Raw genomic sequence first — 25,107 nt, 5'->3', positions numbered from 1 at the left:
ATCTTGGACACTTTCTGCCGAGGCAGGGGCCTTCCGGGTCCAAGATTCACTTCAGTAAACCGTTGCGTAGGTTGAAGCAGAGCAAAGCGGCCACGAACAGGGTTGAGGACCTGGTCGGCGGCGCTGCCGCTGACCAGAAGCTTCAGCGACCGACTAGATTCTTGACGGGATGCTTAACCTCGATCACCAGCGCCGCCGGAGCCCAGGGGAGTGTGGGCGGGATCGACGCGCTCGGCGGGCGGGGGCGGTGGGGGTGGGGTGCCGCCGCCGAAGGGGCGACCGCCCAGGGTCTCGCGGTCGTGCGGGGTGAGCCAGTTCGACAGGTCGGGGCCGAGGGGCACCACGCCGGTCGGGTTGATGTCCCGGTGCACCTCGTAGTAGTGCCGCTTGATGTGGTCGAAGTCGACCGTGTCACCGAAGCCGGGGGTCTGGAACAAATCCCGGGCGTACGCCCAGAGCACCGGCATCTCGGTGAGCTTGCTCCGGTTGCACTTGAAGTGTCCGTGGTAGACCGGGTCGAAGCGGACCAGCGTGGTGAACAGCCGTACGTCGGCCTCGGTGATCGTGTCACCGACCAGGTACCGCTGCCCGGCGAGCCGTTCGCTGAGCCAGTCGAGCCGGTCGAACAGCCGGCGGTACGCCTTGTCGTACGCCCCCTGGTTGCCGGCGAAGCCGCACCGGTAGACGCCGTTGTTGACGTCGCGGAAGACGACCGCGTTGACCTCGTCGATCTCGGCCCGCAGATGCTCCGGATACAGGTCCGGGGCGCCGGGTCGGTGGTACGCGGTCCACTCGGTGGACAGGTCCAGGCTCATCTGGGCGTAGTCGTTGGTCACCACCTGCCCGGTCGGCACGTCCACGATGGCCGGCACGGTGATCCCGCGCGGATAGTCGGGGTAGCGGGCGAAGTACGCCTCCTGAAGGCGCTCGATGCCGAGCACCGGGTCCCGCCCGTCGGGGTCGAGGTCGAAGGTCCAGCTCCGGGCGTCGTGGGTCGGTCCGGCGACCGCCATCGAGATCGCCTCCTCCAGCCCGAGCAGACGGCGTACGATGATCAGTCGGTTCGCCCAGGGGCAGGCCCGGCTGACCACCAGCCGGTACCGGCCGGGCTCGACCGGATAGCCGTCCCGCCCGTCGGCAGTGATCCGGGTGGTGATGTACCGCTGATCCCGGTTGAACTCGCCGCCCGGCTCGACGTACTTCCCGCCGGTCTGCCTCCGGTCCGCGCTGTTGCTCTCCGTCATCGCCCCGCCTTTGCCCGTGCCAGCTCCCGTTCGGGTCCCATCATCGCTGATCGGCTGCCCGGCGGCTCAGCAGAAAGCGTTGCTGACCGAGCCGAACCGCTGGTGACTGGGCCGGAAGCGGCGATCAGGCGGCCTGGGCGGCGAAGGCGAGCACGACCAGGGCACCGTTGCTCACCGCGTGGGCCAGGATCGGCACCCAGAGGTGCGGAAAGTCGTCGTGCAGCGCGGCGGTCATCTGGCGGGCCCTTTCCGATGGGTCGTTCTCCCCGTGGTCACGGTACTACCGGCTGAGCCCGGGTCGTGGTCGCGCGCGCCGTGCACACAGGGCAGGATGGTCGACATGAGCGAACGGGGTGACGCGGGCGGCGTGCCCGGCAGCGGCCTGGTCAAGGGGCTGGCCGTCACGCTGAAGACGATGACGAGGCGCTCGACCACTCAGCAGTACCCGGATGTGGCCCCCGACCTGCCGCCCCGCTCGCGCGGGGTGATCGCGTTGCTGGAGGAGAACTGCACGGTCTGCATGCTCTGCGCCCGCGAGTGTCCGGACTGGTGCATCTACATCGACTCGCACAAAGAGGAGGTGGCGGTGCCCGGCGCCGCCCGCCCCCGGCAGCGCAACGTGCTCGACCGGTTCGACATCGACTTCTCGCTCTGCATGTACTGCGGCATCTGCGTCGAGGTCTGCCCCTTTGACGCGCTCTACTGGTCGCCGGAGTTCGAGTACGCCGAGTACGACATCAAGGACCTGCTGCACGACAAGGACCATCTTGGCGAGTGGATGGTCACCGTACCGCCGCCGCCCGCGCACGACCGCAACGGCGAGCCGGCCAAGGAAGAGACCGCCGCCGCGCGCAAGGCCGCCCTTCCCGCCGCCTCCGCCGCCCGCCCGACCATCCCGGCGGTACGCCCCGAACGCCCATCCCCGCGCCGCGCCGACTCCAGTGGCGGCACGCCCGGCAGCGACGGTGACGATGGCACGCCCGCGCCCAGCGGCAGCGACGGTGACGATGGCACGCCCGCGCCCAGCGGCAGCGACGGTGGCCAAGGAACGGATCGCGGCAAAGCTGGCGAAGCCGGCCACGCGCCCGGCGGCGCGGGTGCCGCCGAGGGCGGCGACGAGGAAGGTACGCGCGCGTGACCGGCGTGGACGCGCTGCTGCTCGCCCTCGGCGCGGTGGCCGTCGGCGCGGGCGTGCTGGTGGTGGCGACGCGGCATCTGGTCCGTGCCGGGCTCTACCTGGTGGTCTGCCTCGTTGCTGTGGCCGGCATGTATCTCGTGCTCACCGCCGAGCTGGTGACCTGGGTGCAGGTGCTGATCTACGTCGGCGCGGTCGTGGTGCTGCTGCTGTTCGCCGTGATGCTGACCCGTGCGCCGATCGGCGCCTCGGACGACCTGGACCGTCCGGGTTGGCCGGCCACGCTGATCGGCGGCGGGGTCGGCCTGGGCCTGGCGGCGCTGCTGGTCGACGCGTACGGCTGGACGAGGGTGGAACTGCCGCAGGCGGGCACCGCCGAACGCATCGGTGAGCAGGTTTTCGGTGCCTGGGTGCTGCCGTTCGAGCTGCTGTCGGTGCTGCTGCTGGCGGCACTGGTCGGGGCCATCGTGCTGTCCCGCCCCGACATCGGCCGCAGCCCGGCGACAGGCACCTCGGACGGCGAACGGAGGCCGGCACGGTGAGACCGGTCATCCCGTACGTCACCGCCGCCCTGCTCTTCGGTCTCGGCGTCTACGGCGTGCTGCGCCGACGCAACGCGGTGCTGGTGCTGATGGCCGTCGAGCTGATGCTCAACGCGGTGAACCTGATCCTGGTCACCGCCGACACCACGGCGAAGGCGCTGCTGCCGCACGGCGGCCAGGTCTTCGCGCTTTTCGTGATCGTCTTGGCTGCCGCCGAGGTCGGGGTCGGGCTGGCGATCGTGCTGCAGCTCTACCGGATGCGGGCCAGCATCGCCATCGACGAGGTGCCGCTGACCGAGCGCCGCGCTGACGAACCCGTCCCGGCGGTCGCCGGGGCCGTCGGAGAAGTCACCGCCACCGAGGTGGCCGGACCGGAGGGGAAGCGGTGAGCACTGCGCTGCTGGGTGCGCTGCTGCCGGCCGTACCGCTGGCCGCCGGCCTGGTCGGCCTGCTGCTGCCGCTCGCGCCGCGCCGCTCCGCCACAGATCAGGCCGCTACCACCGGCCAGGCCGCCGTCACCGATCAGACCGCCGCCATCGAGCAGGAGAGTGTCGCCCGTCGTGTCGCCATCGGTCTCGGAGTGGCCGGCGCGGCCGGTGCCCTCGCCCTGGCGGTGGCCCTGCTGGTGACCCTGGACGGTCCGGCGGAGGCGTCGACCACCTGGATTCGGTTCGGCGGGCTCACCGTCACCCTCGGGGTACGCCTCGACGGCGCCGCCGCGCTGGTCGCGGTCGCGGTCGCGGCGGTCGCGTTGGCCGTGCAGGTCTACTCCATCGGTTACCTCAAGCGCGGCCCGCACGACGACGTGGACGTCGACCACCGCTACCCGCCGTACGCGGCACAGGTCAGCCTCTTCACCGCCGCCATGCTGCTGGTGGTGGTCTCCGGGGACCTGATCATGCTGCTGGTCGGTTGGGAGGTGATGGGGATCTGCTCGTACCTGCTGATCGCCCACGACCGGCGACTGCCGGAGGCCCCGGCGGCGGCGATGAAGGCGTTCCTGGTGACCCGGGTCGGCGATGTCGGCTTCCTGCTCGGCATCGCGCTGCTCGGCGTCTCGGCGGGCAGCTTCCGGATCGCCGACGTGCTCGCCCACGACCACGGCACCACCACGCTCACCGCCGCCGGTCTGCTGCTGCTCGCCGGGGTGGCCGGCAAGAGCGCCCAGTTCCCGTTGCACACCTGGCTGCCCGACGCGATGGCCGGTCCCACCCCGATCTCCGCGTTGATCCACGCCGCGACCATGGTGGCCGCCGGCGTGTACGCGGTCACCCGGCTGTGGCCGCTGTTCGCGGCCACCCCCACCGTGCTGGCGGTGCTCGGGGTGATGGCCTCGGTGACCCTGCTGCTCGGCGCGCTCGCCGCCACCGCGCAGGACGACATCAAGCGGGTGCTGGCTTGGTCCACGGTCTCCCAGATCGGCTACATGACCGGGGCGCTGGCCGTCGGCTCTCCGCCCGCCGCGCTGTTCCACCTGCTCACCCACGCCGCGTTCAAGGCGCTGCTCTTCCTCGCCGCCGGTGCGGTGATCCACGCCGTCGGCACGACGCTGATGTCCCGGATGGGCGGGCTGCGCCACCGCATGCCGGTCACCTTCTGGTGCACGGTGATCGGGCTGGGCGCGCTGGCCGGCGTACCGCCGCTGTCCGGCTTCTGGAGCAAGGAGGGCGTGCTCGCCGCCGCCGAGGACGCCCTGCTCGGCGACGGTCCGGCACCGGCATGGGTCGGCTGGCTGGTGTTCCTCACCGGTCTGGTCGGTGTCGCGATCACCGCCTGGTACGCCACCCGGCTGCTGCTGCGTACGTTCTTCGGTGCCGCCCGCGACCCGCTGGCCACGCCGCACGACCCGCCGGTGCCGCTGCGCTGGCCGGTGTTGCTGCTCGCCGTCCCGGCCGCGCTGCTCGGCCTGGCCGGATTCTGGCCCTGGTTCACCGACCGGCTGCTGTCGAGCGCGGCCGGTGATCCGGGGGCACCAAGACTGATGCACGTCGGGCCGTTGGTGCTGCTGCCTCTGGCGCTGCTGCTGCTCGGGGTCGGGCTCGCCTGGGCCGGCTGGCGGCGGGACACCGCCGCCGATCCGGCGGACGCGCTGGGTCCGCTGCGGCCGGTCTTCGCCCGCGCGTTCCGCCTCGACGACGTCCAGCACGCTCTGGTGGTACGCCCGATGGCGGCGCTCGGCCGGACCGTGCGCGCCGTCGACGAGCGGGTCGTGGACGGCGCGGCCACCGGGACCGGGCGAGGTGCCCGCGCTCTCGGCGGTGGGCTCGGCACCCTGCATCGGGCGGCGCTGCCCCGCGCCGCCGCCGCGCTGCTCGCCGGCGTCCTGCTGATCGGGCTGGCCACGGCACTGATCGGAGCCACCTCATGAGCCTCGGCGAACCGGCAGCGCGCAGTACCGGAGGGGCGGCATGAGTCTCGGGCAGTTCCTGCTGGTCGCGGTGCTCGCGGTGCCGGCCCTCGGTGCCCTGGCGGTGGCGGCCGTTCCGCGCGACCGGGCCGCACGGGTGGTCGGCACGGTCGCCGCCGCGCTGACCCTGGTCGCGGCACTCGCGCTGTTCGCCAACCGGGGCGGCTGGTCGGTCTACGGGCCGACCCCACCGGCTGTACGCCCCTGGCACTCGCTCGACCTGCCCTGGGTGCCGGGGCTGGACCTGCGCTTCCACCTCGGGGTGGACGGCATCTCCTGGCCCCTGGTGGTGCTGACCGCCCTGCTCACGCTGCTCTGCTGCGGCTACAGCCTGTGGCGGGTGCCGGCCGGTGGCAGCGGGCGGGCCCTCGTGGCGTTGCTGCTGGTGGTCGAGGTGGGCATCCTGGGCACCTTCCTCGCCCTGGACCTGGTGCTGTTCTTCCTCTTCTTCGAGGTCGTCCTGCTGCCGATGTACGCGATCATCGTCGGCTGGGGCGGCGACGGCACCGACGCGGCGGCGGTCGAGGCGCGCCGCCGGGCGGGGCGCAAGTTCGCCCTCTACACCCTGTTCGGCTCGGTGCTGCTGCTGGTCGGGGTCTACGTCGTGGTGGCCGCTGCCGGCACCGCCGACATCGTCGCGCTGACCGGCGGTTCGCAGCTGTCCCGACACACCCAGCTCGCCGCGTTCGTGCTGCTCGCGCTCGCCTTCGCGGTGAAGAGCCCGCTCTGGCCGCTGCACTCCTGGCTGCCGGACGCACACACCCAGGCCCCCACCGTCGGCAGCGTGCTGCTCGCCGGGGTGCTGCTCAAGATGGGCACGTACGGCCTGATCCGGGTCGCCGTCGGGGTGGCCCCCTCCGGTGCCCGCTGGGCGGCACCGGTGCTCGGGGTGCTCGCCGTCGCGGCCATCCTGATCGGCTCGTTGGTCTGCCTGGCGCAGACCGAGTTGAAGCGGCTCATCGCGTACTCCAGCGTGGGGCACATGGGCTTCGTGCTGCTCGGGATCGCCACGCTGACCGCCACCGGCATCCAGGCGGCGCTGATCGGCAACGTCGCCCACGGCATCATCACCGGCCTGCTCTTCTTCCTGGCCGGTGCGATCAAGGACCGGACCCACACCGGCGAGCTCGGCGAACTGTCCGGGCTGCGGGAGACCGCGCCCCGGCTGTCCGGGCTGCTCGCCTTTGCGGCGATCGCCTCGCTGGCCCTGCCCGGGCTGGCCGGCTTCTGGGGTGAGGCGTTCGCCGTGGTGGCCGCCGTCGAGTCGGGCGGCCCGTTCTGGATCACCCTGGCGGTGCTGGCCGCGTTCGGCGGGGCGCTGACGGCGGCGTACCTGCTCCGGCTGCTGCGCCGGGTGACCCACGGCCGGCCGAGCCGAGTGCTCGTCGGGCTGCGGCCGGGGCTGGCCGGCGCCGAACTGGCCGCCTGGACGCCACTGGTGCTGCTCGCGCTGGCCGTCGGGCTGGCACCGACCCTGGTGCTCGGCGTCGCCGAGGCGCCGGTGCACGCCTTAGTGGAGGTGCTGCGATGACGGGGACGGTCGACCGGAGGTGGGCGTGAGCATGGCGCAGAGCGTCGACAGCGTGGCGCTGCTGCCGGCGTACCTGGCCGCCGGAACGGCAGTGTTGGCGCTCCTGGTCGACCTGCTGCTGGCCCGGCCGGCGGCCACCGTGGCCACGGCGGCCACCGGTGCGGTTGCCACCGCGGTCGGGGCGGCGGCCGTCGGGGCCGGTGACGAACGCCGCACCTTCTGCGTCGGCCCCGACTGCTCGTACGTCTTCGGTGGCCGGGCGGCGCTGGTCGCCGCGCTGGTGGCGCTGCTGGCCCTCGGGGTGCTGGCGTTGTCCGGGCCGCTGCTGCGGGCCGGCGGAACCCCGGTGGGGGAGTTCTGTTTCCTGCTCGCCTGCTCGATGACCGGCGGCGTGGTGCTCGGCGCGGCCGGTGACCTGATCACCCTGATCGTGGCGGTGGAGACCCTCACCCTGCCGCTGTACATCCTGGTCGGGCTGCGCCGGGGCAGTCCAACCAGCGCCGAGGCGGCGATGACCTTCTTCGTGGTGAGCGTGGTGGCCACCGCGCTGGCCCTGCTCGGTGCCGCGCTGCTGTACGCGGTCACCGGTGGGCTGCACCTGGAGCGGCTGGGCGTGACGCTGGCCGACCGCCCGGAGCTGCTCGACCTGCCGCTGACCGGGGTCGCGGTGACGGTGCTGGTGGCGGGGCTGGCGTTCAAGGTGGCGGCGGTGCCGTTCCACGCCTGGGCCCCGGCCACGTACGACGGGGCACCGCTGCCGGTGGCCGCGTACCTGTCGACCGCGTCGAAGCTCGGCGGCGTGGTCGCCCTGCTGGCCGTCGTGCAGTTCGCGCTGCCGCAGGGCGTGACCGGGCCGGTGCTGGCGCTGGTCGCCGCGCTGACCATGACCGTGGGCAACCTGGTGGCGCTGCGCCAGCGGCGTACCGTGCGGTTGCTGGCCTGGTCCTCGGTGGCCCAGGCCGGCTACATTCTCGCCCCGCTCGGTGCCCTGGCGCTGGCCGACGCCGACGCCCGCACCGGCGCGTACGCTGCCGCCCTGGCGTACGCCGTCTTCTTCGTGCTGCTGGAGTTGGCGGCCTTCGCGGGCGTGGTGGCCCTGCGCCCGGCGAACGCGGACGGCGGCCGACTGGAGGAGCTGCGGGGCGCTGCCCGCCGGCATCCGTGGGTCGGTGCCGCCCTCGCGTTCGCGCTGATCGGGCTGGCCGGCCTGCCACCCGCCCTGGCTGGACTCTTCGCCAAGGTGACGGTGGTGCGGTCGTTGCTCGACGGCGGCGCCGGCTGGCTGGCCCTGGTGGTGGCGGTGAACGCGGTCATCGGTCTGGCCTACTACCTCCGGTTCGCCGCGCTGCTGTACGCCCCGGCCGACGACGGCGTGGCCCCCCTCGCCCGGCCGGCCCGCGCGGTGGCCGGGGCGCTGGCGGTGGCAACCGTGCTGGCCGTGATCGTCGGCTTCGCGCCGCAGTTGGTGCTCGATCTCGCCGGAAGTTGAGCGACTGTCACTCAGGTAACTCTCAGTCATTGGACGGATGGTTGAGGGGTACCGGTGTTGTTGTACCGGTCAGCGGATCCTGGCATCCGTGCACCGAAGGAGTGATCGTGCACCACAACCGTCTCAAGACCGCCGCACTGCTCGGCCTGCTCACCTCGTTGATCCTGGCGGTGGGCTACTGGTTCGGTGGCAGTGGCGGACTGGTCATCGCCGTACTCGTGTCGCTGGTGATGAACGGCGTCACCTACTTCTACTCCGACAAACTGGCACTGCGCGCGATGCGGGCGCAACCGGTCAGCGAGGCGCAGTTCCCCGAGCTGTACCACATGGTGCGGGAACTGGCCGCCGAGGCCCGGCAGCCGATGCCCCGCCTCTACGTCAGCCCGACCGACCAGCCCAACGCGTTCGCCACCGGGCGCAACCCGCAGAACGCCGCGGTCTGCGTGACGCAGGGCATCGTCGAGATCCTCGACTACCGCGAGCTGCGGGGCGTCATCGGGCACGAGCTGTCACACGTCTACAACCGGGACATCCTCATTTCCAGCGTGGCGGCCGGTCTGGCCGGCATCATCACCATGCTGGCGAACCTCGCCCTGTTCATCCCGCTAGGCGGCGACGAGGACGGCCCGAACCCGGTCGTGCTGCTGCTCACCATCATCCTGGGCCCGATCGCCGCGTCCGTGATCCAGCTGGCGATCAGCCGGAGCCGGGAGTTCCAGGCGGACGCCTCGGGCGCCGAACTGACCCGTGACCCGCTGGCCCTGGCCAGCGCCCTGCGGAAGATCCACATGGGGGCCCAGCGTCGGCCGCTGCCGGCCGAGGGCCAGCTCACCAGCACCGCGCACCTCATGATCGCCAACCCGTTCAAGGGCGGCGGCGTGGCCGCGCTCTTCGCCACCCACCCGCCCATGGAGCAGCGCGTGGCCCGGCTGGAGCAGATGGCCCGCCAGACCGGCCCGGTCCGCTACCAGCGCTGATCCGGTCAACCACATCCGCCGCCCGCGCCGACTTCGCCTCGGCGCGGGCGGTGCCGTGTGCCGCGAAGTTGCCTTCGGCACACCTTGAACCCGGTTGCGCCCAGTGGCCGGGGCGTTAGGGTTCAAACCGCTCTCACCCATTACATCCCTGGAGGTCACCGTGGCTGGGCTGCGCCAGTATCTGGCCGTCTGGCAGCTCCCGGGCGCTCCGATGCTGCTGGTGACCGGCATCATCGGCCGGCTCGGCATCGGCATGACGCCGCTGGCGCTGCTGCTCGTGGTGGAACAGGTCACCGGGCGATACTCGCTGGCAGCCCTGGCCGGTGGCGCCTACGCCCTTTCCGGAGCCGCGCTCAGCCCGGTGGCCGGCCGGATCGCCGACCGGATCGGTCCCACCCCGGTGCTGCTCGCCACCGCGGTCGCCCACCCGCTGGCCCTGGTCGGGCTGCTCTGGTCGGCGCGCTCCGACACCGCACCCTTCGCCGTGGTCCTGTTGGCCGCCGCGCTGGCCGGCGGGTCGTACCCTCCGATGACCGCCGCGATCCGGGGCGCCTGGAACGACCTCACCAGCGTCGCCTCCGGTCGGTACCACCTGCGCAACACCGCGCTCGCCGCGGAGACCACCCTGTTCGAGATCGTCTTCGTGCTCGGGCCCCTGCTCGTGGCCGGGTTCGTCCTGCTTGCCGACGCCGGCGCGGCGCTGATCGGCGCTGCGGTGGTGACCCTGGTCGGCACCGTGGCGGTGGCGCTGGGCCGGGCCATGCGCGGGTGGCAGCCGCACCCCGGCGAGCACCGCACGCGCGGGTTGGGACCGCTGCGGGTGCCCGGCTTCCCGGCGCTGCTGCTCTGCGTGGCCAGCCTCGGCATCGCCTTCGGGGTGGCCGGGGTGACCGTGCCGGCCTTCGCCACCCGCTACACCCCCGACGACCCGGACAGCCTCGCCGGCCTGCTCCTGGCCGTCTGGGGGATCGGTAGCGCCATCGGCGGCTTCTGGTTCGGGCTGCGGCGACCGGCCAGCAACATGACCCGCCAGTTTTCCTGGCTGCTCGCCGGGCTCGCGGGCAGCTTCGCCGTCTTCGCCCTGATGCCCACGCCAGCCGCGCTCGGCGTCGCGCTGATCATCGGCGGGGCCACCATCGCCCCGGCACTCACCCTGGAGAACACCCTGGTCGGGCGGATCTCGCCGGCCGGCATGCTGAACGAGGCGTACACCTGGGTGGTGACCATGTCGGTCGGCGCCAGCGCCGCCGGCGGAGCGACCGCCGGGCTGATCATCGACCACGGCGGCGGAGTGCCCTGGGCCTTCCTCTTCGCTGGTGCGGCGGTCGCCGTCGGGGCCGGGGTCGCTGCCCTACCCGCCGGCCCCATCGCCCGCGCGGAAGCCGCCACCAAGGTACGCGTCGAAGCCCCGACCCCGGTCTGACCGCGCGCCGGGTGGGTATACCGGCACGGTGTTCCTCTTCTTCTCGAACCGGCTGGGCTGCCTGGCCTCGATCCTGATCAGCGCGATCGTGACCGTGGTGCTCCTGCTGATCTTCGGGCGCTGATCAGGGGCGCAACCACTGCTCGGCGTACTGCCCGAAGGGCAGTTGCCAGCGGCAGGCTCGCCATCGGTTGGTTCGGCGTCGACAAGATTCCACGTCGACGCCGAACCAGTTCGTCGGCGAGCTGGCGGCGGTCGCAGGGTGCACCAGCCGAGCACGAGCGACCGGCAATAGGACGGTAGCGGCGGGATCGGGGCCCTGGCACGTCAGGCCGCCGGACAATGAAAGCACGTTCGCGACCGGCACCGCCGCACCGGACACCGCAGGTCGCGGCCTTTGTCACGGGGCACCGCAAGTCGCGGCCCCTGTCACGGGATACCGCAACTCGCGGCGCCTGTCACGGGATACCGCAACTCGCGGTCTCAACCGGCCCGGAAACCCCAACACCCCGCAACCCGTGCCAGCCAAAGGCCGGGATACGCCGACATGCCGCAATCCGTGCCCGCCCTGGACACCGGCAAACCCCGAGATGCCGCAACCCGTGCCTCCGCATCCCCAGCGCAGCGGCCACCACGCCTGAATCTCGCCACCACGACCTATTGCCGGTCGCTGTTACTCGTTCAACTCGTCTAGCTGGCCCTACCTGTAGTTGGTGAACTGGAGGGCGACGCCGAAGTCCTCCGCCTTGAGCAGCGCGATGACGGCCTGGAGGTCGTCCTTCTTCTTGCCGGTCACGCGCAGCTGGTCGCCCTGGATCTGGGCCTGGACGCCCTTCGGGCCCTCGTCGCGGATCTTCTTGCTGATCGCCTTGGCCTTCTCCTGGTCGATGCCCTGCACCACCTTGGCGTCGATCTTGAAAATCTTGCCCGACGGCCGAGGGTCACCGGCGTCCAGCGACTTCAGCGAGATGTTCCGCTTGATCAGCTTCTCCTTGAACACCTCCAGCGCGGCTCGCACGCGCTCCTCCGTCTCGGCCTGGAGGCTGATCGCCTCCTCGCCCGACCAGGAAATCTCCGCACCAGTGCCCCGGAAGTCGAAGCGCGTCGCGAGCTCCTTCTCCGCCTGGCGGAGGGCGTTGTCGACCTCCTGGCGGTCGGCCTTGCTCACGATGTCGAACGACGGGTTCGCTGCCATGCTCATGCTCCTGCTGTCCGGCTGGGTTTGTAATCCTTTGCCCCTGGATGACCAGGGGTGCGACACCCTGACGGTACCCGGTTGCGACCCCCACGGGGGAAGCCGCTATCCTTGCTTCGCTGCCGCGCCGTCGGTGCGGTGGTACGCCCTGGCGGGTTGCCCGAGCGGCCAATGGGAGCGGACTGTAAATCCGTCGCGAAAGCTACAGAGGTTCGAATCCTCTACCCGCCACCAGGTGCGAAGAACGGCCCCTGACCAGCAGAAATGCTGATCAGGGGTTGTTTTTCGTTTGTCCGGCGGTTCGCGGAGCACCTCGGCCCCAACCTGCCCCCGTATGATGTGCGCTTTCGCCAGTGGCGTTCTTCGGGGGACGTGACGATGATTGTGCGTTGGACGGGTCTGGGTTGGCTCGGGCTCCTGCCAGTGGTGCCTGCCTTCGCGGGGAGCCTTTGGCTGCTGTCCTTGGTGGACGCCAGCATGGAGGCCCGCGTCGCGCTGTTCGGACCGATCTTCGTCGGGCTGTCCGTGCTGGTAACAGCGCCGCTGGGCTGGCTGCTCAACAGCACCCGTACCCCACAGGGCCGGGTCTGGCACGATCGGCACACCCTCTACAACCTCCCGCTGCAGTACGTCGGTGCGGTCTACGCCATCCCGGCGCTCATTCTCGTGTCGTTGGGCCTCGGCCGCGGCTGGCACCCGATCGCCGGCTGGGTCTTCTTCGCAATCTCCGCCGTTGCCGTGATGACGCTGATCATCTGGCTCACGGGCCGATCCGACCGGCGCCGTCGGCAGGCTGCTGGGCCTGTGTCGCCCCTGCCGAACGTTCCGCCCACCTTCACCGGACCGGTCATCGGCGGCGAGTTGCGGTCGCGGCGATAAAGGTCCACGCGGCTTTGGAGTTTGCTTATCGTGGGCCGTCCTCGTTGAGCTAGCCGAGTCCGGCTGAGCCCAGCCTGACGCCGAACACCTCAACCGATGGAGGGACAACGCTGATGGCATGTAGTTGGCGGGACACTCGCTCCCGTATGAATCTTGACGAGGCCAAGGTCGCTGAGCACAAGGAGTGAATGCTTGCTGAGATCCGAGCCACTCGCCAGCGTGAGATGCGTGAGGGCACGGCCTGACCCAGCGGCTGACGTGCTGGTCAGCGTAGGGGGAACCGGTGTGCGACCTCCCATTCGTACATGCGGCGGTCGCGATGCATCTCGATCAGGTCGACATCACTGATTCGGACGGTGGCAGGGGCTGGTTCGATGGCCTGGACAGCTCGGATGTAGGGCTCAAGGTCGATGCAACCCGCTCTGGCGGCACGGGTTCGGTGCTGCTTTCGCGTGTCCAGCTCGACCGGCTGATCTACGAGCTGACCTACATCCGCTGGCGAGTGATGACGAAGGGACAACCCTCGGAGGGATACGACAACTCCCGGTGACCCGCCGACCTGGTGTGCGAGCGCTGGCCCGACGCCTCACCGCAACGCCCGCGCGCGGCAATGCCATGCCTTCCCGTGCCTCGGGACGGATGTCCGGCCGTCGGAATCTACCGGCCACCAGGGCCTCGCCGGCTACTACCGGCCTCAGCCGGTCTTCTTCGGCTGAGTGCGACCCCGGTGAGGACCAGGAGGACGCCGGCCAGGATCGCGGGTGTGAGGGCTTCGCGGAGGACGAGCCATCCGAGGATCACGGCAACGATGGGCAGTAGGTACGCGACGACGGATGCTGCTGTTGCTCCTTCGTCCTGGATGATGCGGTAGTTCAGGACGTACGCGGCTCCGGTGCCGAGTGTGCCGAGGACGAGCAGGCTGACCACGGCGTCGGTTCCCCAGGTGGGAGTTTCCATGCCGGCGATGGGCATGGCGACTGCGAGAAGCACGGTGGCCGCGCCGAGCTGGCTGGTCGACAGCATGAGCGGACTGATTCCGCGGCCGGTCAGAAAGTGACCGATGTAAACGTAGCTGATGGCGTAGCTGGCGGCTGCGGCGAGGCAGGCGAGCCCGCCCCAGCTTGCGATCTCGTTAGCGGCTTCCCAGGGCGAGAAGAGGACGACAACGCCTAGGAAGCCGAGACCGAATCCGCCGGCTTTCCACGCGGTCACGGATCGGTCGACGCCAACCAGAAACGCCAGGAGCAGAGTCCATAGAGGTGTGGTCGCGTTCAACACGCCTGCGATGTTGGACCCGATGGTCTCCTCACCGATGCCAAACAACACGTAGGGGATCGCGTTGGCGACCAGGGCGGCTACGAACAGATGTGCCCAGGTGCGCCAGCCTCGGGGGAAGCGCAGACCGGTCGACAGGGCGATGGGCAGCAGAACCACGAAGCCGAGCAAGAGCCGAGCAAAGACGATCTGTACGGGGTTGAAGCCTCGCAGCGCAAGTTTGATGAACAGGAAGCCTGAGCCCCAGATCAGCGCCAGAGCCGCAACCCTGGCGAGTCCTGCCCGGGTGACGGTCTGGTGGTCAGTCTTCAACGGGCATTTCGTAGTCCAGGCCGTTGAGGTCGGCGCGCATCACGAACCGCGTCACCTCGAACGAGCGTCCCTGCTCGTCGATGCTGGTGTGAAGTACCTCGATCACCGGGACACCCGGCGGCATCGTCAAGCCCTTGACCTCTTCCGGTGTGGGCATCCGGGCGCTGACCTCTTCGCGGATACGAACGACCGGATAGCCCAGGTCTTCGAATCGCTGGTAGATGCTGCCCCGTCCGAGCTTCTTCTCTGTGGCCAGGGGTGACCCCTCGACCAGTGTCGCGGGGATGTAGGTCACCCCGACCTGAACCGGCTCGTCATCAGCGAAGTACCAGTTCTCGCGGCGGACGACCTCTTGGCCCTCGTTCAGTTTCAGCCGTTCAGCAACTTCGGCCGGTGGCTGCACGCGCGTCACTGACCGGCATTCTGTGTGGGGTGTCCGGCCCTGTCGCTCGACCTCGATGCGGAACGGGGACAAGCCCGTCTCGTTCCTGTCCCGTCGGGAGTAGCGGTTCCGGCCCATCCTCATCAACGGCCGGCGCTGCCGCACAAAGACACCTCGGCCATGCTGGGCCACAGCCAGGCCCTCGGCTTGCAGGATGCCTAACGCCTCACGAGCAGTGTTTCGGGCGGTGGCGTACCTGGACGCCAACTCTCGCTCGGAAGGTAGTTGATCGCCGTCTACGAGGTCGCCGCGCATGATCGCGGCCCGTAGCTCCTCGGCGATGCGGCGGCTCGGCGGCTGCCGTTCTGCTTGCTCACTCATCAGACCACCTGTCTCTCATAGCGGTAACCCAGGCTAACGCAACTGGCTCAAGCCAGCTATTGACAGGTCGGCCACTCTCGCCCAGGCTGGCTTGAGCCAGATCTGGCTCAAGCCAGTTTGCCGGATGAGTTGTCCGGAGGGTCGAGGAGGTAGCTGCGGTGAGCATGACGAGTAAGCCGGTGCATCCGGACTGGTGTGCCCTGAATCGGTGCGGGCATCTGGTGCCGCCGGTGCTGGCGCACATGCGGCGGCGGCATCGGGGCGTACTGCTGAAGGTCGGTGAGGTGAGCGCGTCCGGGACGGTGTTGTCGTACCTGATCGGCTCCGATGGCCAGGCTCCGAGCGTGACGGTGCACGTGGCCTGCCGGGCGGGCGTTGCCTGGGCTGAGCTTTCGCTGCCGCAGGCCGGCCAGTTGGTCGAGCAGTTGCGGTCGTTGCTGGGGCAGGCCGGCTGCGAGGGAGGGCGCGAGCATGGGGAGGGCTGAGGAGCCGGCCGGCGTACGGCGGGCCGGGGCGGGCGACGACGCTGCCTGTCCTGACTGGTGTCGGGGCTGCGGGCCGGACGATCCGATGCACCGGGGGCTGCTCGCCACGGTCGGCACCGAGCGCGGCGGCTGGGTGAGTGTGCAACTGCTTCTGGACCGGTTTCGCCGCCGCGAGCCGGTCGTCAAGGTCGACGCGACCCGCTCCGGCGGCACGGAATCGGTGCTGCTCTCGCGCGTCCAGCTCGACCGGCTGATCTACGAGCTGACCTACGTTCGCTGGCGGGTGATGACCAAGGGACGCCCCCTGGAGGGACGCTACGACCGCGAGTGAGCAGCCGTCACTCCTGCGGCGTGGCCTCGTGGCCGGGCACTCCGGGGGTACGCCGTCGCTGCTTCATCTCCGCCTCGTAGATGTGCCGCCGGCCGCCGGCCAGCATCTCCCGGGCGTACCGTTCGATCTCCTGGAATGCCGCGTAGTAGCCGTCGTCGAACTCCTCCATGATCTGGAAGGTCCAGCGGCCGGGTAGCACGTTGCGACCCAACAGTTCGTGTTCGACGCGGTCGGCGACGGCGTGGTGGCCGGCCTCGCGGAGCAGTGTGACCACCCGGTCGAGGGTCAGATCCGCACCGCCGACGAGCTGGTGCGCGGAGTAGAGGTGTCCGCGTACCCGGTGGATGGTCTCCAGGGCCTTGCTCAGTTCACCCAGTGCCTCGACTGTGGTGTCGTCAAGACCGTCCGGACGGGAGTGCTCGTCCTCCACCGACCTGCTGTCGTGCGCCATGGCCATTCAATACCCACGGCCGTCTGCCGTACGCGGCTCAACCGGAACGCGCGGGGAGCAGGGTCTCCGGCGGTGTCCGCTAGATCCGCTACGCTAAGTAAGGAAAGTTTGGGTGGTTGGTGTCTTCTTCCAGTAGAGCTGTCGACTGGCCGGGACTGACCTGCCCGGACGGACACCTGTGGGCTGCGGACGTACCACAGTAAGCGACCACCGGCCTGACATCGCTCCCGTGAACTTTCCACCGGCCGAGCGGCTGTGGCACTATCGGGGGACCCTCCATCACGATTGCGATCACCCCACCAGGAGCACACATGTCTACTCGACGTTTGGGTCGGCTACTCGGCTCCCTTCTGCTGGTTGGCAGTTTGGTGGTCGTGGCCGGCGTAGCCACCGAGCCGCAGTTCAGGACCAACGGCATCGAGTGGCAGATGCCGGCGACAGATCTGGTGGTGCGCTGACGTTGCTTCCGTCCTGACCGGCACAGCCTAAACGTCGGGAGGGGCGCCATGATGTCATCGAGCGCCGGGTCTTCTCGTCGGCGGACCGAACGCGCCTGGTTGATCACAGGCCCGCTGGCGCTCTGTGCCGTCATCTTCTCGCTACTGCTCGGCTTGGCCGTCCGGCCCGCGCTGGGTAACTGGCTTCTCACGCTCGTGCTCACGGCGGCGATGATCGTAGCCGCGATGCCGACCATAAACGTGGTGGTGCGTCGGCAGGCACTCGGCACCACCTTCACCGAGATTCCCCTCGTCGTCGCGCTCTACCTGCTGCCACCGCTGTCGGTGGTGCTGGCGTACACCGTGGCTACGCTCCTGGTGCAGCTGCGGCGCAAGCTTCTGCCGGCGAAACTCTGGTTCAACGTCGCGCTCGCGGCGGCCGCGACCGGTCTGGCCACGATGGTGTACACGGGGTTGGTGCACACCGTGCTGCCGCATCAGGCAGTCGGCGTCGGGCCGAGCACCTGGAGCTTCCTGCTCGCGGCGATCGCCACTCACGCTCTCGTGGGGTTTGTCGCGGTGGTTGCGGTGATCTCGGTGGTGCAGGGCTGGCAGGCCGGGCGGGAGCTGATCCGAGCGGTCCCGCCGATCCTGCTCACGGTGATGATCAACCTGGCGGTCGGCATCTTGATCATCATCTGTTTGAAGAGCACGCCGTGGGCGCTTCTTCTCTTCGCAGGGCTCGCTGTGGCGTTCGCGCTCGTCTACGACACGTACACGCAGTTCGTCCGGCAGCATCGCACGCTCGCGGAGATGTACGAGCTGACCAAGGTGATCACCGAGAGTGGGCCGGAAGGCAATCTCATCGACGCGCTGCTGGGCCGGATCCGGAGCTTGATGCAGGCGGAGTCCGCCACCCTCTGGCTACCCGCGCAGGGCCGTCACCCGGAGGTGCTGCTCACCGCTCAGGAGGGCAAGTCGGGGCTGCTGGACTCCACACCCAGCCCGGCGGCGTTGCGCGAGGCCGCGTTGGCGCGGCAGGAGACGATGGCGGTGGGCCAGCGGCTCGGCGGCGATCCGGAGTTGCGCGGGGCACTGGTGCCCACCTCGCTCAAGGATGTGATCGTGGTGCCGCTCCGTTCGGGCAAGGCGGTCATCGGCACCCTGGAGGTCGCCAACCGGCTCGGCGACACCAACTTCTTCCGCAGCGTGGACGTCACGGTGTTCGAGACCGTGGCGGCGCACGCCGCGGTGGCGCTGGAAAACTCCCGCCTGGTGGACCGACTGCGACACGACGCGTACCACGACGGCCTCACCAAACTTCCCAACCGTCGCCGGATCCTCGGCGCGCTGGCTGAGGCGGCCCGGATCCGCGCCCCGGGCGAGGTGGTCGCGCTGCTGCTCTTCGACGTCGACCGGCTGCGTCAGGTCAACGAGTCCCTCGGCCATGCGGCGGGGGACAGGGTGCTGGTCGAGGTCGCCGACCGGCTGCGCGGCTGCACACCCTCGGCAGCGTTGGTCGGTCGGGTCGGCGGGGACGAGTTCCTGGTGACCCTGCGGTTGGAGAGCGTCGAGGCGGCGGTGGAGCTCGCCGGCCAGTTGCGGGAGCAGATCCGCGACGAGATGGCCTTCGACGCCCTGACGCTGGACGTGGACACCGCCGTCGGGGTCGTCGTCCATCCGGATCACGGCAGCGACGCGGCCACCCTGCTGCAACGGGTGGACGTGGCGGCGACCGTGGCGAAGTCGGTCCCGGGAAGCGTGCAGCTCTACAGCCCCGCCCTGGAGTCCCGCTCGCTGCGTCGGCTCGGGCTCGCCGGTGATCTGCGCAGGGCCTTCGACAGTGGTGAGCTGGAGGTCTTCTACCAGCCCAAGGTGACGTTGCGGGACCGCCGGCTGGTCGGTGTGGAGTGCCTGGCCCGCTGGGAGCATCCGACGCAGGGCACGGTCACCCCGGAGGACTTCGTCGCGGTGGCCGAGCACACCGGCCAGCTGGACCGGCTCACCGAGTTCGTGCTCCGGGAAGGGCTGCGGCGTAGCCGCGACTGGGCGCTCGGCGGCCACTCGCTCGCCGTCGCGGTCAACCTCTCCGCGCGTACGCTCATCGACGCTCATTTTCCCGATCGGGTACGCGAGCTGCTGGACGAACACGGCGTGCCGGCGCAGCTGCTGACGCTGGAGATCACCGAGGCGGGGGTGCTGGACGGCACCGACCGGCCGATCCCGACCCTGCGCCGTCTGCGGGACCTCGGCGTACGGCTGTCCGTGGACGACTTCGGCACCGGCAACTCCTCCCTGGCCCACCTGCGCCGGCTGCCCGTGAACGAGGTCAAGGTCGACCGGTCGTTCGTGCAGGGCATGGCGACCGACCCGGGGGACCTGGCGATCGTCAACGCCGTGGTCACCCTCTCCCAGCAGTTCGGTCTGACGGTGGTGGCCGAGGGTGTGGAGAGCGAGCTGACCCTGGAGCTGCTTCTGGACATCGGGTGTGAGATCGGCCAGGGGTTCCTGTTCAGCCGCCCGCTGCCGTACGAGCGCCTGGAGGCCTGGTTCGGTGCCCAGGCCGACCCCGAGTCGATCTCCAACAGCGAGCTTCCGCGTCTCCGTGTGGTGCCCTGAGCTTGGCATACGCCGCATCCAGGGATCCGATTTCACCAGCGGGGTACGGCCGTGTACTCTTACGTCTGCGCGACCACCGAGTGATCGCGCAGGCCCCCTTAGCTCAGTCGGCAGAGCGTCTCCATGGTAAGGAGAAGGTCTACGGTTCGATTCCGTAAGGGGGCTCAGAGGGTCCGGCTGGGCCCACCACGGCGGTGTAGCTCAGATGGCAGAGCAAGCGGCTCATAATCGCTGTGTCGCCGGTTCAAGTCCGGCCACCGCTACTCTCTCCGTCCGCCGGGTTCCCGGCGGTCGTAGGACGGGCGCCATGGGCGCCCGCTTTGCGTGTCCGCCCAGGCGGCGCGTAGGCTGTAGCGCTGTTGTTGTATCCGTTAGCGAGGAAGGCACTCCGCCGTGGCGAAGGCGACCGATGTCCGGCCGAAGATCACTTTGGCGTGTGTGGAGTGCAAGGAGCGCAACTACATCACGCGCAAGAACCGCCGCAACGACCCGGACCGCATCGAGCTGAAGAAGTTCTGCCCCCGGGACGGGCGGCACACCATCCACCGCGAGACGCGCTGACCTGTCCGGGCCGAATCGCCCGGCTCCACGCGTACCCACGATCGCCGGTCCGCCACGGACGGCCCTGGCCCTTTTCGGGTCTGCGCCGACCGCACGGATCGGCGATCGTCCTTTGCGTGTAGGTTCGCGGCATGTCCCTGGACCACTCCTTCATCGGCCGGAGCTATCCGCCGACCGCCCCCTACCAGGTGGGCCGCGAGAAGATCCGTGAGTTCGCGACGGCGATCGGGGCCACCGATCCCGCCCACCACGATCCGGAGGCCGCCCGCGCGCTGGGTCACCCGGACGTGGTCGCGCCGCCGACCTTCCCGGTGGTGCTCACCATGGCCGCGAACCGCCAGCTGATCGAGGACCCGGCCCTCGGCCTCGACTACAGCCGGGTCGTCCACGGCGACCAGCGGTTCGCCTACACCCGTCCGGTGGTGGCCGGCGATGAACTGGTCTGTGTCAACACCGTCGAGGGCGTCACCAGTCGCGGCGGCCATGAGTTCGTGACCACCCGGACCGACGTCAAGACGACCGCCGGCGAGCCGGTGGTCACCGCCTGGATGAAGCTCGTCGTACGCGGGGAGGCCTGACGTGGAACTGCCCACCCAGACGTTCCGGGTGACCCGGGCGGACCTGGTCCGCTACGCCGGCGCCTCGGGCGACTTCAACCCGATCCACTGGAGTGACCGGCTCGCCACCAAGGTCGGTCTGCCCGGGGTGATCGCCCACGGCATGTTCACCATGGCGCTGGTCGGTCGGGCGCTGACCACCTGGGCGGGCAGCGCCGACGCGGTGGTCGATCTCGGCGTCCGGTTTACCCGCCCGGTGGTCGTGCCCGACGACGACGAGGGCACCGAGATCGTGGTGAGTGCGGTGGTCCGCGAGGTGACCGAGGCGGGGCTGACCAGGCTCGACATCACCGCGAGCTGCCATGGCGAGAAGGTGCTCTCGCAGGCGCGGGCCACCTTGCGGACGGCGCGCTGACCGGCGCCGGACGACGTGATCGGTGGACCGGTTGGGAAAGTCGGGTCGGTACCCGTACACTGGTCCGCCGTGGGGCAAGTGACCCCTTCCTGGCCGGGTGGCCTGGTGGGGCGAGCGTTGCCGCACAGGGGTGTAGCTCAATTGGCAGAGCAGCGGTCTCCAAAACCGCAGGCTGCAGGTTCAAGTCCTGTCACCCCTGCGCCTCAGGCCTGACCGTTCCGTGGGTCGCGCCGCCGTTTCGGTGGCGTCCGGCCCGTGGTGGTGGCATCGGCGGGGAGGTTCCGAGGCATCGGGCCTTCCGGTCGATCCGCCGGCCGCGGCCCGTCCCGGGACGGTTGGTCCGGCCGGCGTGACCAAGCGCCGCGCACGCGCACCGCGTGCGACCCCGACATCCCGCGACGGAGGGCGAAGTGGCCGACAACAAGCGGCGCGGCGAGGACGCCGACGACGACCGCCTGAATGACGAGGTCGTCAGTGACGGCGCCGACGACGACGCCACCGACGCGGACGAGCCGGTCTCCCGGGGCGGCACCGCCACCCGTGAACGGGCCAAGGCGGAGTCCGCCGACAGCCGGGCGAAGACGCGTACCGACGCCGACAAGGTCGGGTTGTTCGGTCGTATCGCGCGTTTCATCCGCGAGGTCGTGGCCGAAATGCGTAAGGTCATCTGGCCGACGCGCAAGGAGCTGTTGACCTACACGGCCGTGGTGATCGCGTTCGTCACGGTGATGCTGACGATCGTGGCTGGCCTCGACTTCGTCTTCGCCAAGGGTGTGTTGTGGGTCTTCGGCAACCCCAGCTGACCGGCTGACTGTGCCGATAGTGACGGAAGTGAGCGAGCGTGCCTGAGTACGACGAGACCGCCGAGACGCCGGACGAGCAGTCCACGGTGGCGACGGCGGCTGGTGACGAGTCGGTCGAGGCCGCCAGCGAGCCGGAGTTCGACACGACCGAGCCAGCGCCAGACGAGGGCTTTGACCCGGTCGCGGAGCTGCGGCAGAAGCTGCGGTACGCGCCGGGCGACTGGTACGTGGTGCACTCGTACGCCGGCTATGAGAACAAGGTCAAGACCAACCTCGAGACGCGGATCACGTCCCTCGACATGGAGGACTACATCTACCAGGTCGAGGTGCCGACCCGGGAAGAGATCGAGGTCAAGAACGGCAAGCGGTCCCAGGTGCAGGCCAAGGTCTTCCCGGGTTACATCCTGGTCCGGATGGAGTTGACCGACGAGTCCTACTCCTGCGTCCGCAACACGCCGGGCGTCACCGGGTTCGTGGGCGCCACGGACCGCGCTGACCGCCCCGCGCCGCTGGGCCTGGACGAGGTGCTCAAGTGGCTGGCGCCGACCGTGGAGACCGAGAAGAAGAAGATCAAGCCCGAGATCAAGGTCCTCGACTTCGAGGTCGGCGACTCGGTGACGGTCACCGACGGTGCCTTCGCCTCGCTGCCGGCCACGATCAGCGAGATCAACGCCGACCAGCAGAAGCTCAAGGTGCTCGTGTCGATCTTCGGTCGCGAGACGCCGGTGGAGCTGAACTTCAACCAGGTCGCGAAGATCTGATCCACTGACCGCTGGCGGCGCCCGGCTCGCCGCCAGCGGTGCGCTGTGTCCTGTTCGTCTGTCCGGCCAACCCTCCGTGGGCGGGCGTGTCCAGGGCTGCGCTACCCTGAAACGTCGCCGCCGCCGCATCCGCGCTGACCGTGCGCGCCCCGACGGCGGCGTCGGCGCGAACCTTTCCCAGTTCCAAGCCCCAGGAAGAGACATGCCTCCGAAGAAGAAGCTCGTCAAGACGTTCACGCTTCAGCTGCCGGCGGGCCAGGCCACTCCGGCGCCGCCGGTCGGCCCTGCGCTCGGTCAGCACGGCGTGAACATCATGGAGTTCTGCAAGTCGTACAACGCGCAGACCGAGTCGCAGCGGGGCGACATCGTCCCCGCCGAGATCAGCGTGTACGAGGACCGCACCTTCACCTTCGTGCTGAAGACCCCGCCGGCCGCCCAGCTGCTGATCAAGGCCGCCGGTGTGCAGAAGGGCTCGGGTGTTCCACACACCGACAAGGTCGGCTCGTTGACCCGTGCTCAGCTGCGCGAGATCGCCGAGAAGAAGATGCCCGACCTCAACGCCAACGACGTGGAGCAGGCTGAGAAGATCATCGCCGGCACCGCCCGGTCGATGGGTCTGAACATCACCGACTGACCTCGGCCAGCACCGACCCGTACGGATCGTGGGAGGGCGCGCGAGCACCGCGGCCCGCCATAGACCACAGGAGTAGACAGAACATGCAGCGCAGCAAGAGCTACCGCAAGGCCGCCGAGGCCATCGACCGGTCCAAGCTCTACAGCCCGGCCGAGGCCGTCAAGCTGGCCAAGGAGACGACCACCATCAAGTTCGACGCCACGGTCGAGGTCGCGATGCGCCTCGGCGTCGACCCCCGCAAGGCGGATCAGATGGTCCGCGGCACGGTCAACCTGCCGCACGGCACCGGCAAGACCGCCCGCGTGATCGTCTTCGCCGCCGGCGCGAAGGCCGAGGAGGCCGTCGCCGCCGGTGCGGACGAGGTGGGCACCGATGAGCTGGTCGCCCGGATCCAGGGCGGTTGGCTGGAGTTCGACGCGGCGATCGCCACGCCGGACCAGATGGCCAAGATCGGCCGGATCGCGCGGATCCTGGGCCCGCGCGGTCTCATGCCGAACCCGAAGACCGGCACGGTGACCATGGACGTCACCAAGGCGGTGTCCGACATCAAGGGCGGGAAGATCACCTTCCGGGTGGACAAGCACTCGAACCTGCACCTGATCATCGGTAAGGCCTCGTTCTCCGAGGCCCAGCTGGTCGACAACTACGCGGCCGTCGTCGACGAGGTGCTCCGGGCCAAGCCGTCTGCGGCGAAGGGTAAGTACCTCAAGAAGATCACCCTCACCACCACCATGGGCCCGGGTGTCCCGGTCGACCCGAACCTGGTGAAGAACCTCCAGGAAGGCTCGGCCGAGGGCTGAGCACGCGACCCGACGAGGGGCCCCGCCACACCGTGGCGGGGCCCCTCGCCTCTACCCCCTCCCAAGCTCCCGTCGATCGTGGGGTCGGCGGCGTCCTCGATCTCACAACTGCCGCTGACGTTCGGTGGGCTGCTGAGGCGGCTGTCTGGAGAGGTGAGCAGCGGCACCGGGGGCGATTTGGCGAGGGCCGGTCGGATCGCGTAGCCTGTTGACGTCGCACATCTTGTTGTGTGTGAAGTTCCACCCAGAGACCGCTGGTCACCGTGCCTCGGCACGGTCGAAGGTCCCGCGATGACGGGCGACCCGCGCAGGGCGGCAAGCGAACATCGGCAGCATCCCGCGGTCCGCCGACCGTAGTGATTGCCGCCGGCCTCGCCCCGTGCGCCCTGCGCCGGGGCTTTTCTGTTGCCGCGATTCCTCCGCTCCCGTCGCAGTCACTCGCCTGCGACGGTGACCAGCCTCGAAGCAACGAGAGAGGAGGGACATGGCGGACAAGCCGATCCGGGCCGACAAGGCCTCGGCCGTCGCCGAGCTGACCGAGAGCTTCCGCTCCGCTGGTGCCACCGTGCTGACCGAGTACCGCGGTCTGACGGTTTCCCAGCTCACTGAGCTGCGGCGCTCGCTCGGTAGGGAGACCAGCTACACGGTCGCCAAGAACACGCTGGCCAAGCGTGCGGCGGTGGACGCGGGCATCTCCGGCCTCGACGAGCTGTTCACCGGTCCTACCGCGCTGACTTTCGTTTCGGGCGACGTCGTCGAGGCGGCGAAGGGGCTTCGCGACTTCGCGAAGGCCAACCCGAAGCTCGTCATCAAGGGCGGTGTCTTCGAGGGCCGGGCCATTTCCGCGGCCGAAGTCACGAAGCTCGCCGACCTGGAGTCCCGTGAGGTGCTGCTGGCCAAGCTGGCCGGCGCGATGAAGGGCAACCTGAGCAAGGCTGCGGCCCTGTTCCAGGCCCCGCTGTCGAAGACCGCCCGCCTGGCGGCGGCCCTTGCGGACAAGCGCGAGAAGGAAGGCGCCGAGGCGGCCTGAGGCCGTACGGCGCACCACGTTCTTAGGTAAACCTTTTAGGAAAGGACGCCA

General features: G+C 69.7%; 27 protein-coding genes, 4 tRNA genes and 1 pseudogene. 26 read left to right on the top strand and 6 right to left on the bottom strand.

Features of this window, described 5'->3' with window-relative positions; genetic code table 11:
- Positions 1-173 precede the first annotated feature (173 nt).
- Positions 174-1,244 (bottom strand): glutathione S-transferase family protein, encoded by a 1,071-nt coding sequence (locus Vqi01_RS07220; RefSeq protein WP_204033782.1) that lies wholly within the window; start codon positions 1,242-1,244, stop codon positions 174-176.
- Between the two features lie 331 nt (positions 1,245-1,575).
- Between Vqi01_RS07220 and Vqi01_RS07210 the strand changes: the two are divergent.
- From Vqi01_RS07210 to Vqi01_RS07175, 8 genes and pseudogenes are all read left to right on the top strand, one after another.
- Positions 1,576-2,226, top strand: a pseudogene (locus Vqi01_RS07210) (NuoI/complex I 23 kDa subunit family protein); the annotation flags it as partial.
- Between the two features lie 152 nt (positions 2,227-2,378).
- The gene (locus Vqi01_RS07205) at positions 2,379-2,921 is read left to right on the top strand and encodes an NADH-quinone oxidoreductase subunit J family protein (protein ID WP_204033781.1); all 543 of its coding nucleotides are present in this window, start codon (positions 2,379-2,381) and stop codon (positions 2,919-2,921) included.
- Positions 2,918-3,310 carry an NADH-quinone oxidoreductase subunit NuoK gene (gene nuoK, locus Vqi01_RS07200; protein ID WP_204033780.1) on the top strand — a complete coding sequence of 131 codons (393 nt, stop codon included), beginning with the start codon at positions 2,918-2,920 and terminating at the stop codon, positions 3,308-3,310. The genes Vqi01_RS07205 and nuoK overlap by 4 nt, the downstream gene beginning before the upstream one ends.
- Positions 3,307-5,289 carry an NADH-quinone oxidoreductase subunit 5 family protein gene (locus Vqi01_RS07195; RefSeq protein ID WP_204033779.1) on the top strand — a complete coding sequence of 661 codons (1,983 nt, stop codon included), beginning with the start codon at positions 3,307-3,309 and terminating at the stop codon, positions 5,287-5,289. The genes nuoK and Vqi01_RS07195 overlap by 4 nt, the downstream gene beginning before the upstream one ends.
- Before the next feature lie 40 nt (positions 5,290-5,329).
- Positions 5,330-6,859, top strand: coding sequence for a complex I subunit 4 family protein (locus tag Vqi01_RS07190; RefSeq protein WP_204033778.1), 1,530 nt, complete (start codon positions 5,330-5,332; stop codon positions 6,857-6,859).
- 25 nt (positions 6,860-6,884) lie between these two features.
- Positions 6,885-8,348, top strand: coding sequence for an NADH-quinone oxidoreductase subunit N (locus tag Vqi01_RS07185; RefSeq protein ID WP_204033777.1), 1,464 nt, complete (start codon positions 6,885-6,887; stop codon positions 8,346-8,348).
- A 107-nt stretch (positions 8,349-8,455) separates the two neighbouring features.
- Positions 8,456-9,325 (top strand): zinc metalloprotease HtpX, encoded by an 870-nt coding sequence (gene htpX / locus Vqi01_RS07180; RefSeq protein WP_204033776.1) that lies wholly within the window; start codon positions 8,456-8,458, stop codon positions 9,323-9,325.
- 160 nt (positions 9,326-9,485) lie between these two features.
- The gene (locus tag Vqi01_RS07175; RefSeq protein ID WP_204033775.1) at positions 9,486-10,748 is read left to right on the top strand and encodes an MFS transporter; all 1,263 of its coding nucleotides are present in this window, start codon (positions 9,486-9,488) and stop codon (positions 10,746-10,748) included.
- A gap of 124 nt (positions 10,749-10,872) precedes the next feature.
- Here the strand turns inward: Vqi01_RS07175 and Vqi01_RS07170 are convergent, their stop codons facing one another.
- Positions 10,873-11,016 (bottom strand): hypothetical protein, encoded by a 144-nt coding sequence (locus Vqi01_RS07170; RefSeq protein ID WP_204033774.1) that lies wholly within the window; start codon positions 11,014-11,016, stop codon positions 10,873-10,875.
- Positions 11,017-11,448: 432 nt separating this feature from the next.
- Entirely contained in the window at positions 11,449-11,943 is a 495-nt protein-coding gene (locus Vqi01_RS07165; RefSeq protein WP_204033773.1) for a YajQ family cyclic di-GMP-binding protein, read from the bottom strand.
- A gap of 150 nt (positions 11,944-12,093) precedes the next feature.
- Between Vqi01_RS07165 and Vqi01_RS07160 the strand changes: the two genes are divergently transcribed.
- The 3 genes from Vqi01_RS07160 to Vqi01_RS07150 all read left to right on the top strand — a co-directional run bounded on the left by Vqi01_RS07160 (position 12,094) and on the right by Vqi01_RS07150 (position 13,372).
- Positions 12,094-12,177, top strand: a tRNA-Tyr gene (locus tag Vqi01_RS07160).
- Positions 12,178-12,207: 30 nt separating this feature from the next.
- On the top strand, positions 12,208-12,822 hold the full coding sequence (locus Vqi01_RS07155) for a hypothetical protein (RefSeq protein ID WP_204033772.1): 615 nt from the start codon (positions 12,208-12,210) through the stop codon (positions 12,820-12,822).
- A gap of 319 nt (positions 12,823-13,141) precedes the next feature.
- On the top strand, positions 13,142-13,372 hold the full coding sequence (locus Vqi01_RS07150; protein ID WP_204033771.1) for a hypothetical protein: 231 nt from the start codon (positions 13,142-13,144) through the stop codon (positions 13,370-13,372).
- A 107-nt stretch (positions 13,373-13,479) separates the two neighbouring features.
- Here Vqi01_RS07150 and Vqi01_RS07145 read toward each other — a convergent pair whose 3' ends face one another.
- On the bottom strand, positions 13,480-14,409 hold the full coding sequence (locus tag Vqi01_RS07145) for a DMT family transporter (protein ID WP_204033770.1): 930 nt from the start codon (positions 14,407-14,409) through the stop codon (positions 13,480-13,482).
- Positions 14,399-15,172, bottom strand: a complete 774-nt coding sequence (locus Vqi01_RS07140; protein WP_204033769.1) for a GntR family transcriptional regulator — start codon at positions 15,170-15,172, stop codon at positions 14,399-14,401. The genes Vqi01_RS07145 and Vqi01_RS07140 overlap by 11 nt, the downstream gene beginning before the upstream one ends.
- Positions 15,173-15,330: 158 nt before the next feature.
- Between Vqi01_RS07140 and Vqi01_RS07135 the strand changes: the two genes are divergently transcribed.
- Positions 15,331-15,657: a hypothetical protein gene (locus Vqi01_RS07135; protein WP_239098229.1), complete on the top strand. Its 327-nt coding sequence runs from the start codon at positions 15,331-15,333 to the stop codon at positions 15,655-15,657.
- Positions 15,644-15,988, top strand: a complete 345-nt coding sequence (locus tag Vqi01_RS30620; RefSeq protein WP_239098228.1) for a hypothetical protein — start codon at positions 15,644-15,646, stop codon at positions 15,986-15,988. Before Vqi01_RS07135 ends, Vqi01_RS30620 begins: the two co-directional genes overlap by 14 nt.
- A gap of 7 nt (positions 15,989-15,995) precedes the next feature.
- Here the strand turns inward: Vqi01_RS30620 and Vqi01_RS07125 are convergent, their stop codons facing one another.
- A complete protein-coding gene (locus Vqi01_RS07125; protein WP_372444326.1) occupies positions 15,996-16,445 on the bottom strand; it encodes a hypothetical protein in 450 nt (149 codons plus the stop codon).
- A gap of 305 nt (positions 16,446-16,750) precedes the next feature.
- Between Vqi01_RS07125 and Vqi01_RS07120 the strand changes: the two genes are divergently transcribed.
- The 13 genes from Vqi01_RS07120 (at position 16,751) to rplJ (ending at position 25,056) form a co-directional block, all read left to right on the top strand.
- Entirely contained in the window at positions 16,751-16,897 is a 147-nt protein-coding gene (locus tag Vqi01_RS07120) for a hypothetical protein (protein ID WP_204033767.1), read from the top strand.
- A 51-nt stretch (positions 16,898-16,948) separates the two neighbouring features.
- A complete protein-coding gene (locus Vqi01_RS07115) occupies positions 16,949-19,495 on the top strand; it encodes a putative bifunctional diguanylate cyclase/phosphodiesterase (RefSeq protein WP_204033832.1) in 2,547 nt (848 codons plus the stop codon).
- Between the two features lie 92 nt (positions 19,496-19,587).
- Positions 19,588-19,660, top strand: a tRNA-Thr gene (locus Vqi01_RS07110).
- A 25-nt stretch (positions 19,661-19,685) separates the two neighbouring features.
- A tRNA-Met gene (locus Vqi01_RS07105) sits at positions 19,686-19,758 on the top strand.
- 130 nt (positions 19,759-19,888) lie between these two features.
- Positions 19,889-20,056 carry a 50S ribosomal protein L33 gene (gene rpmG, locus Vqi01_RS07100; protein ID WP_012184342.1) on the top strand — a complete coding sequence of 56 codons (168 nt, stop codon included), beginning with the start codon at positions 19,889-19,891 and terminating at the stop codon, positions 20,054-20,056.
- A gap of 131 nt (positions 20,057-20,187) precedes the next feature.
- Positions 20,188-20,634, top strand: coding sequence for a MaoC family dehydratase N-terminal domain-containing protein (locus Vqi01_RS07095; protein WP_204033766.1), 447 nt, complete (start codon positions 20,188-20,190; stop codon positions 20,632-20,634).
- A gap of 1 nt (position 20,635) precedes the next feature.
- A complete protein-coding gene (locus Vqi01_RS07090; protein ID WP_204033764.1) occupies positions 20,636-21,028 on the top strand; it encodes a MaoC family dehydratase in 393 nt (130 codons plus the stop codon).
- Positions 21,029-21,154: 126 nt separating this feature from the next.
- Positions 21,155-21,227: transfer RNA gene (locus Vqi01_RS07085), tRNA-Trp, on the top strand.
- Positions 21,228-21,438: 211 nt separating this feature from the next.
- Positions 21,439-21,831 carry a preprotein translocase subunit SecE gene (gene secE, locus Vqi01_RS07080; RefSeq protein ID WP_204033763.1) on the top strand — a complete coding sequence of 131 codons (393 nt, stop codon included), beginning with the start codon at positions 21,439-21,441 and terminating at the stop codon, positions 21,829-21,831.
- Between the two features lie 38 nt (positions 21,832-21,869).
- Positions 21,870-22,592 (top strand): transcription termination/antitermination protein NusG, encoded by a 723-nt coding sequence (gene nusG, locus Vqi01_RS07075; RefSeq protein WP_204033762.1) that lies wholly within the window; start codon positions 21,870-21,872, stop codon positions 22,590-22,592.
- Positions 22,593-22,794: 202 nt separating this feature from the next.
- Positions 22,795-23,226 (top strand): 50S ribosomal protein L11, encoded by a 432-nt coding sequence (gene rplK, locus Vqi01_RS07070; protein ID WP_204033761.1) that lies wholly within the window; start codon positions 22,795-22,797, stop codon positions 23,224-23,226.
- 83 nt (positions 23,227-23,309) lie between these two features.
- Positions 23,310-24,026 carry a 50S ribosomal protein L1 gene (rplA, locus tag Vqi01_RS07065; protein WP_204033760.1) on the top strand — a complete coding sequence of 239 codons (717 nt, stop codon included), beginning with the start codon at positions 23,310-23,312 and terminating at the stop codon, positions 24,024-24,026.
- A 484-nt stretch (positions 24,027-24,510) separates the two neighbouring features.
- Positions 24,511-25,056 (top strand): 50S ribosomal protein L10, encoded by a 546-nt coding sequence (rplJ, locus tag Vqi01_RS07060; RefSeq protein WP_204033759.1) that lies wholly within the window; start codon positions 24,511-24,513, stop codon positions 25,054-25,056.
- Positions 25,057-25,107: the final 51 nt, after the last annotated feature.

It is taken from the genome of Micromonospora qiuiae, assembly GCF_016863555.1.
Lineage (GTDB): Bacteria > Actinomycetota > Actinomycetes > Mycobacteriales > Micromonosporaceae > Micromonospora > Micromonospora qiuiae.
Note: the sequence above shows the minus strand (reverse complement) of the source record. Positions and strands in the feature narration are given on the sequence as shown.